Consider the following 16,828-nt stretch of genomic DNA (forward strand, 5'->3'; position numbering starts at 1 on the left):
TATGAAAAAAAGTGCAAATATTATTATTCCTTTACTCATTGTCGGTGCCTTAACACCCTTTACAGCGAAAGCGTTGACGGCGACATCCTCCGGATCTGTCAGTAATAATTTTATGTTTATCGAAAATGCCATTGATGGTGAGTATTTTATTACTCCTTCCTCGCTTGATCCACGTTTCAGCGGGTCGAATACCTGGGTGAAATATGGAACTTCCCAGGTAAGTCTAGGCTATTTAGGCTACGTAGGTTGGCTGGCACCGGCGAATAACTATCAGGATATGTGGATTGATAATTCCCCAATCGATGGACCGTTTAGCGGTATTCGTTGCTACAGTGGAACGCAGTGCCCAACGACAGGGTATATTACGGGTCAGGGAACGGACAGCAACGGTTTCTACCATGCTCAGGTCGGGTCTGTCGCCGGTGTGGTCGGCGGGGCATATGGGTTTGCCTCCCTGAGTGACTCTGCCTACGAATATTTCCGCAATATGGCCACCGGAAGTAGCGAAACATATGTTTTCAATCGCTGTTATACCTCGGTCAATTATGATTACGCGGCAGGCGAGCGCTGCAAAGATCAGTCCTCAGGACGCTGGAACTACGTAAACTACACGTTAACCAAACGCGGCCATCTGGCACTGGAATCGACCAGCGCCTTCCAGGAACTGTGGATCGCCAGCGACGGCACGCCGAGTATTACCAATGATTCAGGTGCCTGTGAGTTGGGCGTCGTCAGTAACGTGAGCGGTGTTATCTGCAAAATGGTCAGCTATAATCTTCAGCAGACAGCTAACCTGACGGCATCATTGACGTTCAGGGCGTATGTGGATTCAACAGCGCTTGGATTTACCCCTGCAGCGGCCACCGTGCGGTATTCCGGTAATGGCTCCACATGGTATAACTTCAGTGCATCGACGGCGTATTACAACGTGTTCACCACCAGCGGTGAATATGTGTACCTCTTTTTGTCGCAGACATTTCTCAAAAATCTGGTCAATGCGGGCGTCAGTATTACGAATAGCCAGCCGTTTACCTTTGCGTTTACTAATGCTCTAACACCTGAGTCAGGTTATTACCAGTTCACGCCTTCGTTACAGCTTAATATCGTACCTAAGGAGTATGGGATAAGTATTATTTCATCTAATAATACAACGTCTGCTAGCGGTAGCGGCACTATTGGCGAGGATACGCCAATAAGAATGGATTATACCGTTACTGTTTCAGGCCCTCGCCAGGCTGACAGCATTACCGCGCAAGTTATTGGCGATAGCACAACGTTAAATGACACGCCGTACTGCCTGTTTACGTCCGCACAAGGTGGAGTAAGTGTACCGATACCGGCCTATCTTGAGTATAACAACCAGTCAGGTAGTGTGACTCAGGCAAGAAATAGCTGTGGTGAAGCGGCCATAAGCCTGAATGATGCTCTGTGGCAACAAACGCCCTGGGACGCCAACAATACTGATGACGGGAGTTACTTCAATACCCGTTTATCACTGCTCTTTCCGATGGACGATTCTCGCTCTGCTTTAACGGTATCAGGTTCTGACTGGGAAGGCGTGGTCAGCGCCAGTGGGGAGATAAAAGTCATGGCGAACTGGGTAGGGGTGACAAAATGACCGGATGGCGTGTGGCTATGATCGTTACTGGTTTGGCTCTCCTGGCGTTATTTAGCCTGCCCGCACGCGCCTTGTATCTTGATTCAACCATTTTTGACATGGCGGCGGATAAATCCTTTATCAGCAAACGTGTTTTTAATGACAGCCACAAGCAGAATATTTACAGCATTTCGGCGGTGAAAATTGATAAGCCCGGGCCTGGCGGGGAGCGTCGCCAGGCTATCGAAGAGGGCGAATTACTGTTTGCACCGCTTAATTTCTCGCTTGCACCGGATGCAGGAGAGTTTTTCAAGATTTTCTATCGTGGTCCGCAGGATGACAAGGAGCGCTACTACCGTGTGCAGTTTACTGAAATGCCCATCACCCTTTTCCCGGAGCGCAACAGGGGTAAAAAGAGCGAAGCGATACCAGCTATCGCACTGGAAACCATTCTGGTTGTTCGGCCACGAAAAATGAATTTGCATTATATGCTGGATGAGCAGAAAGGGGTTCTTGAAAATACAGGAAATACCTTTTTTAAAATCATTGTTCAAAAGGGGTGCAATTCGACCGATGATGAAGCGACCATTCGCTATATTCTACCAGGAGAAACGTACCGAAGCCCCGAACTGAAAGCACAAAATAAAAAATTTATAGTGGCTTTGCAAAAGTATATCCCTGTTGGTAGTGGATGTTTTACACATGCCTCATAAAATTGGAACAAACTATTCTTGTATTGCTAACTATCTGGTGTGAATATATTCTGTATCGTATGTGAATCTCGTCAAAGATAAAAATAAGAGTTTATCTGGATGAAAAAAATAATTAACGGTCAGGTTTTATACGATTCAGAGCAGAGGGTATTAAGTGTGCAAGGTGAAAGGATTATCCTCTCTGCACCAACCTCAAGGTTACTGGAACTTTTTATTGATAATAACTATAAGCAAGTAAACCGGGAACTGATCATCGAAGAGGTCTGGGGAAAACATGGCATGATACCCTCAGGGCATAGCCTAAATAAAAGCGTGAGCATATTGCGCAAAGCTTTTTCATCGTTAGGCTTGAACAATATAATCGTCACGATCCCGCGCGAAGGGTTCCTTTTTCAGGCCCGGGTCAGCAGCGTGAATGATGATATCAAGAGTAAAAGAATGACGACCACCCAGTTAGATATTGTTGATAAGGCTTTTCAGTATAGACGGTGGCCGCAGCTTATCCTATGGTGTGTTTTCACTTTTACTGTCTGTGCAGTTATGGTTTTTTTTCTCATATTAATGTTTCGCAATAACGATGGGGTAGTACATATATTGAAATCCGGCTCGTGTGATTTTTACACCACAGATGATAATTCATCAGTGAAGTTATCCCGATTTTTGAATTCACCAAATTGGCAAAAACACAGTTCCATTTGTGAAGGAAGAGATAAAGTCATCATATTTTATGATGACAATAACTTATCGGCAGGTAATAAACTGAAAGAGTATTTCTTTAGCGTGTGTAAAATGGAGCAAAAAGGAACGGTGCATGAGTGCGAAAATTATCTTTATTAGTATGTTCGCTGCGGTCATGGTGATATTTCTTTTTTTGCTTAATTACCCTCGTATTCCATCGGCTTTTGTGTGTACGGCTAAAAGCCATGTTTTTCTCCATACTCAAAAAGAGGGGGTGAGCATTGAAGGTGAGGTTTTGTTAGTTTTGAGGATTTCCTCTGCAGAGGAAGGTGCTTTCTCACAAGTTGGGGTGCTGGATGTTAACGGTAAACATTATGCTATTAATCGCTCCACTACCTTGAGCTTCCTTAGAGAAGACAGTGATGGTTATTTGCGTACGCAACGCATTGCGGTGGTAAAAAATGATAACGATGACTTGCCTGATGAAATAACCAACCTGCTCATGTCTAAGCAACAACTCTTTTATTACAAGATCATACATATCACCGATAACGTTTATGGGGTCAGGGATCTACGGCGCACGCTGATGGTCTGTCGAGCAAAGTAACGTGACAATGAGGACTTCTCTTTGGCGTGATTCTCTTCATCTTGTTAGTTTCACAGACATTAATTCTGTATTTTTTCTTTTTATTCTTATTTTATTTTGTCTGGTTCTGAATGTAAGTGCATTAATTTGTACTGTATTAGGATAAGGAAAATTTCTGTATCTGCTGCGGAAATATTCTTATCATTGTGGAAAAAATATGATCTTGACGGAGGGAGGGACCATTAAGGTTAACCATTTCTTGTTCTTGTTTTATTAAGGCGGATATTGTCTACCGGGCATTGGATGTTTTGCGAAAACCAAAGCAAATATAATCTTTCTCTCTGTACGATAGAAGGAAGCGATTTTCAATTAAACTTTTACGGTGATAATTATGAACACGAAAAAAGTCTTTCTGCTCAGTTACGACATTTATCTTTTCTCAGGAATAAGATCATTTCTGCCTAATCTGGTACTCGTTGATTCTGGAACGTTTGTTTCTGATTCAGACATTTTAATGCCACAGTACAACAGCTGTTTGTTAATCATTGATAACAGAGTGCCATTTTGTATAATACAAAAATGGCTGCAAAGAAATAGCAGTCAGTTTATCTATGTTAACAGTGTTGTTCTCACGATGAGTAAAAGTAAATGTATCAATCGAGGCTGTGAAAATAGTGAGTCTGTTAACGCTAAAGTAAGCTGTAATAGCCTTATTTCTGTTCTAAAGACTAAATTGATGTCAAATGTGCAGGGGGGCGCTCCGTCAACATTGGGCTACGTTGATAGATTCCATTTAAGTGATTTTGAACAAGAGATGATTTACGCCTCTTTCACTAAAATGGGGCTGGAAGAATTTTGCAAGGCAAATTCTTTAACGCCAAAATCGCTCTATCGTTATCGAGATAAAATAACTCATCGCCTGAATTTTGATAACTTTAATGAGACTATAATTTATCTTTCCAGAAATGGTTTTTTGGCAGAACGATGGGGGGCACATGACAACAAGACAAGCCAAACAATGACAGAGGGTATATTTGATAGCAACGAAGCTAATAGATTAACTCTGGCTTTGAAAAATGATGAGATTGTGCCTTATTTTCAACCCATCGTCGGAAGTAAAGGAGAACTGCGTGGCGTTGAGGTGCTGGCGCGGTGGCCTTCAGGCCACAACTATGCCATTTCTCAACGTGAGTTCATCCCGCTGGCGGAAAGTAGTGGTCAAATAAACGATCTGACAAGTTATCTGATGAATAAGGTCGCGAGTCATTTAAATCACGATATTACCTGGCAGGGACAGTCTTTCTTTGTGGCGTTTAATGTGAGCCCCTCAAATTTGAGTAACCCTGTTTTCTATTGGGAATGCCTCAATTTTTTGGAATTAACGGAATCAGTGCCAATAAAATTAATGATTGAGATTACTGAAAACCAGACATTGGTAGTCACGCCTGCAATAAAAGAGTTAATCCGTTCATTACGTAACCGGGGTGTCCTCTTTGCACTGGATGATTTTGGAACGGGATACGCGAACCTGTGTTGTCTGAATGAACTCGAGCTGGACGTGATTAAGATTGATAAGATCTTTATCAAAGGGATCCATGCAGAAGATCAGAGGCTGCCGATGCTGGAATCGATCATTAATCTGGCTGGCATTCTGGGGTTACGTACTGTTGCAGAGGGCGTGGAGTATGCCTGTCAACGCGAATGGCTTATCGCCCATAAGGTTGATTTCCTGCAGGGGTATTATTTCATGCCACCTATGGCACTGGCTGAATTTCATCGCTATATGCAGCAGTATGGCTCCGCAGCAATAGGGTCTGCATGGAGGAGAAAAAGACTAAATTCAGACCCAATGCAAGTGGAGCGTTGTCGCTCACTATAGATACCGATACTGAGGCCCCACGAGATGATCGAGGGGCCTCAGTTTGTGTATTTAACTAAACATCACCTGCGCCCAGCGCGCCAGCCCCGCCGTGACGGAGCCAAAGTCATCGCCGCCGGCAATTGGAATGCCCGGCAGCTGTTTTGCCAGAGCTTTCTTGATCAGCGGCGAACGGGCGCTACCGCCGGTCAGGTAAATCACGTCCGGCTTCTCTTTGCCGTTCTCCAGCGCCAGTTGCACCTGTTCCAGAATGCGCTGCAGCGGCTGGGCGAGCGCGGTTTCCAGTCCTTCCTGAGAAATGGCGGTTGCCAGATCTTCACTGATAAACGGCAAGGAAACCGCGTGCTCCGGGCGATCGGAGAGGGCGATTTTGCTCTCTTCGGCAGTACGCACCACGCGATAACTCAGACGCTGACGCCAGACTTTGTAGAGCAGGGCGACCTTGTCGGCCTCCCGGGCATCGCGCACCATATCGTTCAGGAAGCGGCCATTCGCGCTGCTGTAAAAATCGCTCTGCGCGGGGACGTCGTTGATGGCGATAGCGTTCCACCAGGGCAGGATCGGCAGAGCGATCCCCTTTTCCGTTTGCCCACCCATGCCCAGCAGTGGCATCAGGCTCTTAAAGGCGAGCGCGATATCCAGATCGTTACCGCCCACGCGGCAGCCGCTGTGCCCCAGCAGGCTGTTTTCGCGGTCACGACGGTTATGCCACTGCGGCCCCATCAGCAGCAGTGAGCAGTCGGTGGTGCCCCCGCCGATGTCGACGACCAGCACGCGCTTCTCTTCTGTCAGCGTGGCTTCAAAATCCAGCCCCGCCGCCACCGGCTCATACTGGAATACCACGTCGCGAAAGCCCGCGCGGTGCGCGGCACGCTCAAGGATCCCCTGCGCCTGCTGGTTAGCCTCGTCGCCACCCAGCCCCTGGAAGTTGATCGGACGGCCAATGACCGCCTGATCGATTGTCTCCGGTACCTGGGTTTGCGCCTGATTGCGAATGTGCAGCATCATGGCGCAGACCAGATCTTCAAACATCGCCACCTGCTGCGGCTTCAGCCCGCTGGCGCCGAGAAACGATTTTGGCGATTTAACGAAGTAGACCTCTTCCGGGTCGTCAATGTAGTGTCCGAGCGACGAGAGGCCGAACTGGACGCTCGACGGTGTGACGTCGATATCTTCTTCGCGGTTAAAACTGACGGCCCGGCGCAGCAACGCTTGTGATTCCGCCGCCGTGGCCGGAACCTGATGGTGGCGGAACAGCCATTCGCTGACCGCTTCGCGGGTTGGTGCGCAGAGCATTGACGGCAGCAGCGTACTCTCGTTTTCCATTTTCAGGAGCAATGGTTGTCCGTTTTGCATAATCGCAACCGAACAGTTCGCCGTACCGTAGTCGAATCCAATAAACACGATTAATCCCCATGCCAGTGAGAAGGGGCGAGACTTTAGCGGAATGCCCGACCGGCGACAACAGGAATATGAAAGCAAGGCGAAACAAGGCCTTTCGGTTTATGCTGAGGTGAACAAAAAAGGAGTGACAATGTATACCCTGACCTGGCAACCCCCTTACGACTGGCAATGGATGTTTGGCTTTCTTGGCGCGCGTGCGGTGGAAGGGATCGAGACGGTTACCGAACGCTACTACGAGCGCAGTTTCACCTGCCAGCGACACCAGGGGATCTTTCGCGTCACCCCGGATCTGAACACCCATACGCTCAACGTCACGCTTAGCCCGGGGTTAATCCCGGTTGCGCAGACCTGTCTTGAACGCATCGCAGGTCTGTTCGATCTTGCCTGCGATCCGCAGCAAATTCAGCAGGCGCTGGGCGACCTGGGCGCTGCGCGGCCAGGGTTGCGCTTACCGGGGGCGATGGATGCCTACGAGCAGGGCGTGAGAGCGATCCTGGGGCAACTGGTCAGCGTGGCGATGGCGGCGAAGCTGGCCTCACGGGTGGTGGCCCTGTGCGGCGAACCGGTAAAAGATGCGCCGGGCTATTTGTGCTTTCCCACACCTGAGGTGCTGGCTACGGTGGATCCGCTGGCGCTGAAGGCCCTCGGCATGCCGGTCAAACGGGCGGAGTCGTTGATTCATCTGGCCCGCTCCGTGGTCGACGGCACGTTTCCGCTGTTCCCGCCTGCGGATATTGAGGCCGGGATGAAAGCCTTACAGCAGCGGCCGGGGATAGGGCGCTGGACGGCAAATTACCTTGCCCTGCGCGGCTGGCAGGCGAAAGATGTGTTCCTCCCGGATGACTACCTGATTAAGCAACGCTTTGCCGGCATGACGCCCGCGCAAATTCGCCGCTACGCCCAGCGCTGGCAGCCGTGGCGCTCTTACGCCCTTTTGCACATCTGGTATACCGACGGCTGGACGCCATCAGTTGATGGCGAAATAGCTGGTGTTCAGCAGTAGATCCAGCGGCTGCGGCTCACCGATGGTGTCACCGAAAATAAAATCAACGCCGATGCCGGAGAGCGTATCCATCATGATGGGCTGGTTACACGGACCGGCGATGGTACGCATCCCCAGACGCTGGGCATGGCCCTGAATAATGGTGACCATCATCTCATCCATCAGGTTGCCGTGCACATTGGTCACCACTTCGGCGTCCAGCATCAGATAATCAGCCACGTTGGCACCAAGGTGGCTAAAGAGCTCCATGTTGCGTCCCGCCTGGCTGAGCACCATACGGCAGCCAGCGTGGCGGAGCTTTTGTAGCCCCGTCTGGACGTTTGGATCCGGGCTTGCCACAACGTCGATCGCGATGACCAGATGCAGCAGACGGCCCGGTAAAGGCCCTTTATCCAGCAGGTCGAGCAATTCGTCGATCAGCGTGGTGCTGGCTAAACCCGCGGCGGACAGGGGAAGGGCGACCCCGAGGCCTTTTTTGGCAACCGGAGCGGCATACGCGCGGAAGAATTCGCTAAATATACGGCGGTCCAGCGCATGTAAAAGCTCAGGCTCCGCCAGGCCGGAACGGAAGGCGTGCTCTTCCAGCACTTCTCCCTGGCTGGTCCACAGGCGCAGCGAAATCAACCAGAAGTTGCAGCTTTCCGGGATGCGCGGGGAGGCCACGCTGCGGGCGATCATCATCAGATGGTTGTCTTTGATCATATGCCACTGTTCATCAAGCGACATCATGCTGCGCGCGCTGTGTGCCCGCTCCTGCTGCGGCTCGTACACTGTCACCACGCCGCGACCGTTGTTTTTCGAGGCGTAGCAGGCAATGTCGGCCTGGGACATGACTTCCGAGGCCTGATGATTATTTTCATCAATCAGCGTGATCCCCGCGCTGGCGCCGATCCGGTGCAGGCGACCTTCCCACATAAAGTGATAGTCGTTGATGGTATGGACCAGCCGACCCGCAATATAGCGGGCACTTTCAATATTGCAGTCCGGCAGCAGCAGCCCGAATTCATCCCCGCCCAGACGCGCCAGCACGTCGCTGGAGCGCAGCATGGTCAGCATCAAGGACGCAAGCTCCCGCAACAGGGCGTCGCCCGCCGCGTGGCCTGCGGTATCGTTGACGGCTTTGAAGCGATCGAGATCGATAAACACCAGCGCATGTCGCTGGCGCGTCTCCTGCACGGTTTGCAGCAGCCGCTTGAGGTGATTTTCGAAACTGACCCGGTTTGCCAGATGGGTGAGGGCATCGTGAGAAGCGCTATAACTGAGCTGACGCAGCATTTTGCGCGATTCGGTGACGTCCTGAATAACCAGCACCGAGCCGATATTCTGCCCGTCCAGCGTGCTGAGCGGGGTGATGCTGTAATGGATATCAAAAACGCCGCCGGTACGGCAGTTCAGCACCACATCCTGCTCGATATCTGAACGGGACATATCGCCGCTGTGAATATTCTCCATCAGCGGCCCTTTTTCGCCGAAGGTGATATGCAGAACCTTTAGCACCGGCTGGCCGATGGCCTCGGTTTGCAGCCAGCCGCTCATTTTCTCGGCGACCGGGTTCATAAAGGTGACATTCATGTCGACATCGGTACACAGCACTGCTTCGCCGATGGAGTCGAGGGTAATGTGCAAACGCTCTTTTTCCTGGAACAGGGCCTCATTGAGCTGCTTCACTTCGGTCATGTCCATATTGATACCGAGCAAGCGTTCGACTTCCCCCTGTTTGTTCAGGACCCGGTTCGCCAGGGAGCGAATATGGCGTACCCCCTCTTTCACGCGAATACGGAATTCAAGCTTAAACGGCAGCCGTGAAATGAGTGATTCCCGAAGCACTTTTTCCGCATGGGCGCGATCTTCAGGCAGCATCGTATCGTGCCAGAGCTGCCACGTAGGTTTGATGTGCGGCGGGATTTCATACAGCTCAAACATCCGCTTATCCCAGCTGATGATGTCCGGCTCAAGATCCCACTCCCAGATGCCAATGCCGCCCGCTTCATTGGCAAGGGTAATGCGCTCCATCAGCCGTTTATTGACCCATTCGGTCTGCTTCAGATCGTTAATATCTTCAATCTGGGCAATGAAATAGAGCGGTGAACCGTCGGCATGACGTACAACCGAGACGGCAAGTAGCGCCCAGACCACTTCGCCGCTGCGGGTGTAGTAGCGCTTCTCAAGGGTGTAGGTGTTGATATCCCCATTGACCAGTTGTTCAAGCTGTTCGAGATCGGTGTGCAGATCTTCTGGCCAGGTTAGCTGCTGGAAGGTGAGCGACTGCAGCTCCGTCTGGCTGTAGCCGAGAAAGTTACACAGCGCTTTATTGGCCTGCAGCCATTGGCCGTCAATGCTGACCAGCGCCATGCCAATAGCTGAATACTCCATCGCATTACGAAAACGCTCTTCACTTTCAGTGATGTGTTTTCGCTCTGCGCGAAAGGCATACATCACCATGGTCATGACGTTGGCTGGCAGAAGCAGCATCAGGAACGGCAGCCAGGGGGCATTCAGCATCGCGCCGGTGTGCTGCGTGGTCAGTGCCTCCGGGTTATGGGCAATCATCAGCGAAACCACCATCACGGTGACCAGAAACACCATAAAGGCTTCCATGCGCGGCAGGCGCACAGCGCTCCACATCAGCAGAACAATGACGCAGGTAAAAGGCCACGGCAGCCAGACGATGGCCGCCCAGCTAAGGACCAGCGTCACGGCCATGGTTACCAGCGTTTCCAGCAGCAGCTTCGGGTCTCGATGGCGCAGGAGATAGTGCGGCTTAAACAGTAACCCTAATGGCACCAGGGCCAGTGCGCCAACCGCTTCAGACAAGACCCACACGAGGAAATTACGTAGCGGCTCCGGGCTGGGTATCAGTAAATGCACCAGCACACCGCCCACCAGCGGGGGGATCAGCGCGCTGCCAATGGCCAGGCGGATCCAGTCATTCAGATTCTGCAGCGGGTTGTACCAGGGGAGCAGTTTGCGCAGTAATAATGCACCAACCACCGCTTCCACTACGTTAATGGCGGTATAGGTCGGATTAATCGACGACCAGGAGAAGAGCATCCACGAGGCCAGAATATTGCCAAACGAACAGGCCAGGGCAATACCGGGCCACATTTTTCCGGCGTGGCGATAAAACGCCACCATCATAATGGCGGTGGGAAACCAGAGCGGAGCCAGCAGCGCGCCGAAGCGGGTCAACTCCAGCGAAAAAAGGGTAAAGATAAAGGTGACCAGGCCCAGACAGACAAGTCGCATAAGAGGATGTGGGGTGGTAACCAAAACCCGCTGGTGTTGTTTATTCATTACCGCTTTATCCAGAGACGCCATGCCGTCGGGAGTGAAGGTCCGGACGAGTGAATGTGCTAATTTGGTTTATGCTAGTACAAACAATTTACAATTCATATGGCGACTGCTCATAATTTGACATCATAGATTTATTAAATAGTTAGTGTTTAAAAAAATCCTGTTAAACGCTGAAAAAACGCGCGTAAAAATTTCACTCAGGGAACATGACGTCACTTTTCAGCCTGTCTCGCATAACCTGCGCTTTCGACTGGTATCACGCCCGTGAAATCCCTATAATTGCCGCGTTTGACGCTCCGGCGTCGTCCTTCCTTAACATCCAGGTTAATCAGGTCGCTAAATTTATGACTGATAAGTCTCATCAGTGCGTCATTATAGGCATTGCCGGCGCATCGGCTTCAGGTAAAAGTCTTATTGCCAGTACGCTTTACCGCGAACTGCGTGAACAAGTTGGTGATGAGCACATCGGCGTCATTCCCGAAGACAGCTATTACAAAGACCAATCCCATCTGTCGATGGAAGAGCGCGTAAAAACGAACTATGACCATCCTAATGCCATGGATCACAGCTTGCTGTTCCAGCATTTAGAAGCGCTCAAGAGCGGCCAGGCGATTGAACTGCCTGTTTATAGTTACGTGGAACATACCCGCACGCAGGAAACGATTCGCATTGAGCCAAAGAAGGTGATTATCCTTGAAGGCATCCTGCTTCTGACCGACGCGCGTCTGCGCGAGTCAATGAACTTCTCCATCTTTGTTGATACCCCGCTGGACATCTGCCTGATGCGCCGCATCAAGCGTGACGTGAACGAACGTGGCCGTTCAATGGACTCCGTCATGGCGCAGTACCAGAAAACCGTTCGCCCAATGTTCCTGCAATTTATTGAACCATCCAAACAATACGCCGATATTATCGTGCCGCGCGGAGGCAAAAACCGCATTGCCATTGATATCTTAAAAGCGAAAATCAGCCAGTTTTTTGAATAAGCCGCGCGAATTGTGTACCGTTCAGAGATAACCTGCTTTGCCCTGAGTCTTTATCCTCAGGGCACGATGCACGAAAGGAGAGAGTGCCATGCGTCTTTGTGATCGCGATATAGAAGCCTGGCTGGATGAAGGCCGCCTGTCTATTACCCCACGTCCACCCGTGGAGCGTATCAATGGTGTCACCGTTGATGTGCGACTGGGGAATAAATTCCGCACCTTCAGCGGCCATACCGCACCGTTCATCGACCTTAGCGGGCCGAAGGATGAAGTCAGCGCCGCGCTTGATCGCGTGATGAGTGACGAAATCGTTATCGACGAAGGCGAAGCCTTTTATCTGCATCCGGGCGAGCTGGCGCTGGCGGTGACCTTTGAATCGGTGACGCTGCCCGCGGATCTGGTGGGCTGGCTTGATGGCCGTTCCTCTCTGGCGCGTCTGGGGTTGATGGTACACGTGACCGCGCACCGTATCGATCCAGGCTGGTCGGGCCGAATCGTGCTGGAGTTTTTCAACGCCGGTAAACTGCCGCTGGCGCTGCGCCCGGGCATGATGATTGGTGCGCTGAGCTTTGAACCGCTGACGGGTCCGGCCGATCGTCCTTACAACCGCCGTCAGGACGCAAAATACCGCGACCAGCAGGGTGCGGTTGCCAGCCGTATTGATAAAGACTGATCGTTAGTCCATTGAGGATGCCATGAGAAGAGTTCTGACAACGCTGATGATTTTGCTGGTGGTGCTGGTTGCTGGCCTTTCAGCGTTGGTTCTGCTGGTTAACCCGAATGATTTCCGCGCCTATATGGTGCGGCAGGTCGAAGCCCGCAGTGGTTATCAACTGAAGCTGGATGGGCCGCTGCGCTGGCACGTCTGGCCCCAGCTCAGCATTCTCTCTGGCCGCATGTCGTTAACCGCGCCGGGGGCTGCGCAGCCCCTGGTGTCTGCCGATAACATGCGCCTTGATGTGGCGTTAGTTCCGCTCTTTTCGCACCAGTTGCAGGTCAACCAGGTGATGTTAAAAGGCGCGGTGATTCAGCTGACGCAACAAACTGAAGCCGTGCGTAACGCGGATGCGCCGGTTGCGCCGCGGGAAAATACCTTACCTGATGAACCGTCGGATACGGGCTGGTCATTCGATATTGGCAAACTGAAGGTGGCCGATAGCGTTCTGGTTTTCCAGCATGAAGACGATGAGCAGGTCACCGTACGGAATATCAATCTTAAGATGGAGCAGGATGAGCACCATCTTGCTTCGCTGGAGTTTAGCGGACGGGTCAACCGCGATCAGCGCGATCTCACCCTGTCTCTGAATGCCAGCGTCAATGCGTCGGATTATCCGCACCAGCTTACCGCCGACATTCAGCAGCTGAACTGGCAACTGACAGGAGCCGATCTCCCTGCCCAGGGGATTGCCGGTCAGGGAACGATGCAGGCCGTCTGGCGTGAAGAGTTAAAACAGCTGGAGATGAATAATCTCAACCTGCAGGCGAACGACAGCAGCCTGAAAGGGCAGGCGAGCGTCATTCTGGAGGCGAAGCCGAAATGGGTGCTCAATCTGCAGTTTGACAAGCTCAACCTGGAAAACCTGCTTCCTCCGCCTCCGGCGAGCGCTACGGACAACGATCCCGCGCAGCTCGGGCAAAACCAGGGGAAACAGACGCGTCCGGTTATCTCGTCTAATCTCGATCAGCCGGACTATAACGGTCTGCGGGGCTTCACGGCGGACATTCTGCTGAAGGCCAACAGCCTGCGCTGGCGCGGTATCGATTTCACCGACGTGAGCAGCCAGATGTTCAACCAGAACGGTTTGCTGGTGATCTCCGAACTGAGCGGCAAAATGGGCGCCGGGCACCTTTCCCTGCCGGGCACGCTGGATGTGCGTAAAGAGGCCTCGACTGCGGAATTTCAGCCGCGTCTCGACAACGTTGAGATTGGCACCATCCTGAAAGCCTTTGACTACCCCATCTCCATGACGGGTCAACTGACGCTGGCGGGGGATTTCTCGGGCACGAAGATCGATGCTGATGCTTTCCGCCGCGACTGGCAGGGGCAGGCTCACCTTGAACTGAAAGATGCCCGCATGGAAGGGCTCAACTTCCAGCAGCTGGTACAGCAGGCGGTGGAGCGTAGCAGCGAAGTTAAAGCGCAGGAAAATTACGACAGCGCCACGCGTCTCGACAGCTTTAGCAGTGACCTGACGCTCGACAATGGGCAGCTCTCTCTGAACGGCATGCAGGGGACCTCCTCACTGTTGTCATTAACCGGCGAGGGCAAGCTGGATCTGGTAAAAGAGACGGCAGATACCCACTTCAACGTTCAGGTGCTGTCCGGCTGGCAGGGTGAAGGTAAGCTGATCGACTTCCTGAAAGAGACGCCGGTACCGCTGAGCGTATATGGCCAATGGCAGTCGCTGAACTACAGCCTGCAGGTGGATCAGATCCTGCGCAAGCATCTGCAGGATGAAGCCAAACGTCGGTTGAACGACTGGGCGGATCGCAATAAAGATACCCAAAACGGGAAGGACGTGAAGAAGCTGCTCGATAAGCTGTGATGCCTGTTGTGCCAGTGCGGCCTGATGCCCTCACCCCATCCCTCTCCCACGGGAGAGGGAGCAACGTGTTTTTCCTACACCTCAAAATCCATCTCGTCTTCGTCGCGCAGCGGTATCAGCTGCACCTTCTGCACGCGATGGTTTTCAATCTGCAGCGTCTTGAGCATATAGTCGCCTACCTGAACTTCTTCACCCGGCTGGGGAATGCGCTGCAGATACTCCATCAGCAGACCCGCAATGGTGTGATACTCGCGCTTTTCATCCAGCGGCAGGGGAACATACTGGACCAGGTCTTCAAGCGGCATATGGCCGTTGGCCGTCCATGAACCGTCCGCGTTTTTCTGAATGTCGTGGCGCGCATCGATTTCATCCACTTCGTTTGGCAAATTACCGGCGATGGTTTCCATCACGTCGCTGAGCGTGACCAGCCCCTCAACCGAACCAAACTCATCCACCACAAAGGCAAAGTGCGTACGCGCGTTACGGAATTGCTCAAGGGCAGAGAGCAGCTGCAGCCCCTCCGGGAACACCAGCGGCTGGCGCACCAGGGCGCGCAAATTGAGTGCCTCACCGTGCAACTGCTGTTGCAGCAGGTCAATGACGTGCACCACGCCCAGCAGCTCCTCTTCCTCGTCACCCCCCGTCACGACCACCCGGGTATGCTGGTTTCTGTCCAGCAGGGCGCGGATCTGCTCTTCCGGGGCGGTGAGGTCGATATGTTCGATGTCATGGCGCGACGTCATGATGCTGCTGACCGTGCGCTGGTTAAGATTGAGCACCCGCTCAATCATCAGCCGCTCCTGCGGGTTGAAGATCTGCCCGTCACTGTGATCGGCCAGCATCGCGGAGGATTCGGCATCCAGTTCCGCATCTTCTTTCTTCCCGCTGAGCAGGCGCATCACCGTGTCGGCGGTGCGTTGACGTAATGTCTGATTTGCCGAGAGGAAGCGGCGGCGGTTGAAAATCGCCAGCTGGTTAAGCGCCTCAATCATGACGGAGAAACCAATGGCGGCGTAGAGATAGCCTTTCGGAATGTGGAACCCAAAGCCGTCTGCCACCAGGCTAAAGCCAATCATTAACAGGAAACTCAGACAGAGAATCACAATGGTCGGGTGGCTGTTCACAAACCGGGTCAGCGCTTTACTTGCCATCACCATCAGCGTAATGGCAATGATCACCGCAGCCATCATCACCGCCAGATGGTCGACCATCCCGACGGCGGTAATGACGGAGTCCAGGGAGAAGACCGCATCGAGCACCACAATTTGCGCCACCACCGGCCAGAATTTAGCCCCACGCCGCTGGGTGGGGTTTTCGCTGTCTTTGCCTTCGAGCCGCTCGTTCAGTTCTACCGTGGCTTTAAAAAGCAGGAACAACCCGCCGAAGAGCATGATCAAATCACGCGCGCTAAAGCTCAGGCCGTGAACGGAGAAAAGGGGCTTTGTCAGGGTCACCAGCCAGGAGATTGAGGCCAGCAGCAGCAGTCGCATCACCATCGCCAGCAGCAGGCCCGTTACGCGCGCACGGTCGCGCTGCGCCGGGGGGAGTTTTTCGGCGAGGATGGCGATAAAGACCAGGTTATCAATACCGAGCACTAATTCGATGACGACCAGCGTAACCAGCCCGGCCCAGATTGATGGATCGGCAATCCATTCCATAGTAATCGCAATACCTTCTGTTATATGAGCAATGTCACACTTCGATCATGGATAAAGCCAGGGGAAATTGCAATGCCGGGCTGAGATTTCTCTTAATACGATCCGGCAAAAAGGAAGAACAATGCGGAATCTGTAAATAAGCTAAATACGTAGATTTAATTACGGCGAACGCATTTTAGGATATATCGCAATAAATGGTTTTTATTTTAATTTTGTCAATATAAAGAAAATCCTAAAACGTCAAAACTTTGCTCTTAATATTAATCTTAAAAACCGTTATTAGGACAGTTGTCTCCTTGCCTGCTATTAGGTTAGCTGCAACAATTCTCCCAGCATCAAATGTTAAATCTCCTTGTTGCTATTATTGTTCCGGTCTTCAGTGATGGTTATTCATTATCTGCCGTGTATCGCAAGCGGCTGATATATTTCCAGAAGGCCTTATCAAAGAGGGTGTCTATCCATAACGCATTGTTTAGTCAGTGGATTG

Annotated in this window: 12 protein-coding genes; 9 read left to right on the top strand and 3 right to left on the bottom strand. The window is 51.9% G+C overall.

Annotated features, from left to right (window positions below):
• The first annotated feature begins 1 nt into the window (after position 1).
• The 5 genes from AK59_RS0100975 to AK59_RS0100995 all read left to right on the top strand — a co-directional run bounded on the left by AK59_RS0100975 (position 2) and on the right by AK59_RS0100995 (position 5,453).
• Entirely contained in the window at positions 2-1,618 is a 1,617-nt protein-coding gene (locus AK59_RS0100975; protein ID WP_023622609.1) for a hypothetical protein, read from the top strand.
• A 17-nt stretch (positions 1,619-1,635) separates the two neighbouring features.
• Positions 1,636-2,310 carry a hypothetical protein gene (locus tag AK59_RS0100980; protein ID WP_013097894.1) on the top strand — a complete coding sequence of 225 codons (675 nt, stop codon included), beginning with the start codon at positions 1,636-1,638 and terminating at the stop codon, positions 2,308-2,310.
• Positions 2,311-2,409: 99 nt separating this feature from the next.
• Positions 2,410-3,147 carry a winged helix-turn-helix domain-containing protein gene (locus AK59_RS0100985; RefSeq protein WP_029881797.1) on the top strand — a complete coding sequence of 246 codons (738 nt, stop codon included), beginning with the start codon at positions 2,410-2,412 and terminating at the stop codon, positions 3,145-3,147.
• On the top strand, positions 3,122-3,595 hold the full coding sequence (locus AK59_RS0100990) for a hypothetical protein (RefSeq protein WP_029881798.1): 474 nt from the start codon (positions 3,122-3,124) through the stop codon (positions 3,593-3,595). Before AK59_RS0100985 ends, AK59_RS0100990 begins: the two co-directional genes overlap by 26 nt.
• 370 nt (positions 3,596-3,965) lie before the next feature.
• Entirely contained in the window at positions 3,966-5,453 is a 1,488-nt protein-coding gene (locus tag AK59_RS0100995; protein ID WP_029881799.1) for an EAL domain-containing protein, read from the top strand.
• Positions 5,454-5,504: 51 nt separating this feature from the next.
• On the opposite strand, the gene yegD is transcribed toward AK59_RS0100995, so the two are convergent.
• On the bottom strand, positions 5,505-6,857 hold the full coding sequence (gene yegD, locus AK59_RS0101000; RefSeq protein WP_029881800.1) for a molecular chaperone: 1,353 nt from the start codon (positions 6,855-6,857) through the stop codon (positions 5,505-5,507).
• A 130-nt stretch (positions 6,858-6,987) separates the two neighbouring features.
• Here yegD and alkA point away from each other — a divergent pair, with 130 nt between their 5' ends.
• Positions 6,988-7,860: a DNA-3-methyladenine glycosylase 2 gene (gene alkA, locus AK59_RS0101005; RefSeq protein ID WP_029881801.1), complete on the top strand. Its 873-nt coding sequence runs from the start codon at positions 6,988-6,990 to the stop codon at positions 7,858-7,860.
• Here the strand turns inward: alkA and AK59_RS0101010 are convergent.
• Complete coding sequence (locus AK59_RS0101010; RefSeq protein WP_029881802.1) at positions 7,825-11,154, bottom strand: diguanylate cyclase; 3,330 nt, start codon at positions 11,152-11,154, stop codon at positions 7,825-7,827. The genes alkA and AK59_RS0101010 overlap by 36 nt on opposite strands.
• 344 nt (positions 11,155-11,498) lie before the next feature.
• Between AK59_RS0101010 and udk the strand changes: the two genes are divergently transcribed.
• From udk to asmA, 3 genes are all read left to right on the top strand, one after another.
• Complete coding sequence (udk, locus tag AK59_RS0101015) at positions 11,499-12,140, top strand: uridine kinase (RefSeq protein WP_008500855.1); 642 nt, start codon at positions 11,499-11,501, stop codon at positions 12,138-12,140.
• A gap of 88 nt (positions 12,141-12,228) precedes the next feature.
• A complete protein-coding gene (dcd, locus tag AK59_RS0101020) occupies positions 12,229-12,810 on the top strand; it encodes a dCTP deaminase (RefSeq protein ID WP_013097886.1) in 582 nt (193 codons plus the stop codon).
• Positions 12,811-12,832: 22 nt separating this feature from the next.
• A complete protein-coding gene (gene asmA, locus AK59_RS0101025) occupies positions 12,833-14,683 on the top strand; it encodes an outer membrane assembly protein AsmA (RefSeq protein ID WP_029881803.1) in 1,851 nt (616 codons plus the stop codon).
• Between the two features lie 74 nt (positions 14,684-14,757).
• On the opposite strand, the gene AK59_RS0101030 is transcribed toward asmA, so the two are convergent.
• Complete coding sequence (locus AK59_RS0101030; RefSeq protein ID WP_029881804.1) at positions 14,758-16,341, bottom strand: TerC family protein; 1,584 nt, start codon at positions 16,339-16,341, stop codon at positions 14,758-14,760.
• Between the last annotated feature and the right edge of the window lie 487 nt (positions 16,342-16,828).

Origin of the sequence: Enterobacter sp. T1-1 (assembly GCF_000710795.1) — a bacterium.
Lineage (GTDB): Bacteria > Pseudomonadota > Gammaproteobacteria > Enterobacterales > Enterobacteriaceae > Enterobacter > Enterobacter cloacae.

Coding starts and splice junctions, on each gene's coding strand:
- AK59_RS0101030 (WP_029881804.1), bottom strand. CDS start 16,341: ATGGAATGGATTGCCGATCCATCAATCTGGGCCGGGCTGGTTACGCTG.
- alkA (WP_029881801.1), top strand. CDS start 6,988: ATGTATACCCTGACCTGGCAACCCCCTTACGACTGGCAATGGATGTTT.
- AK59_RS0101010 (WP_029881802.1), bottom strand. CDS start 11,154: ATGAATAAACAACACCAGCGGGTTTTGGTTACCACCCCACATCCTCTT.
- AK59_RS0100975 (WP_023622609.1), top strand. CDS start 2: ATGAAAAAAAGTGCAAATATTATTATTCCTTTACTCATTGTCGGTGCC.
- AK59_RS0100985 (WP_029881797.1), top strand. CDS start 2,410: ATGAAAAAAATAATTAACGGTCAGGTTTTATACGATTCAGAGCAGAGG.
- dcd (WP_013097886.1), top strand. CDS start 12,229: ATGCGTCTTTGTGATCGCGATATAGAAGCCTGGCTGGATGAAGGCCGC.
- AK59_RS0100990 (WP_029881798.1), top strand. CDS start 3,122: ATGAGTGCGAAAATTATCTTTATTAGTATGTTCGCTGCGGTCATGGTG.
- AK59_RS0100995 (WP_029881799.1), top strand. CDS start 3,966: ATGAACACGAAAAAAGTCTTTCTGCTCAGTTACGACATTTATCTTTTC.
- udk (WP_008500855.1), top strand. CDS start 11,499: ATGACTGATAAGTCTCATCAGTGCGTCATTATAGGCATTGCCGGCGCA.
- AK59_RS0100980 (WP_013097894.1), top strand. CDS start 1,636: ATGATCGTTACTGGTTTGGCTCTCCTGGCGTTATTTAGCCTGCCCGCA.
- asmA (WP_029881803.1), top strand. CDS start 12,833: ATGAGAAGAGTTCTGACAACGCTGATGATTTTGCTGGTGGTGCTGGTT.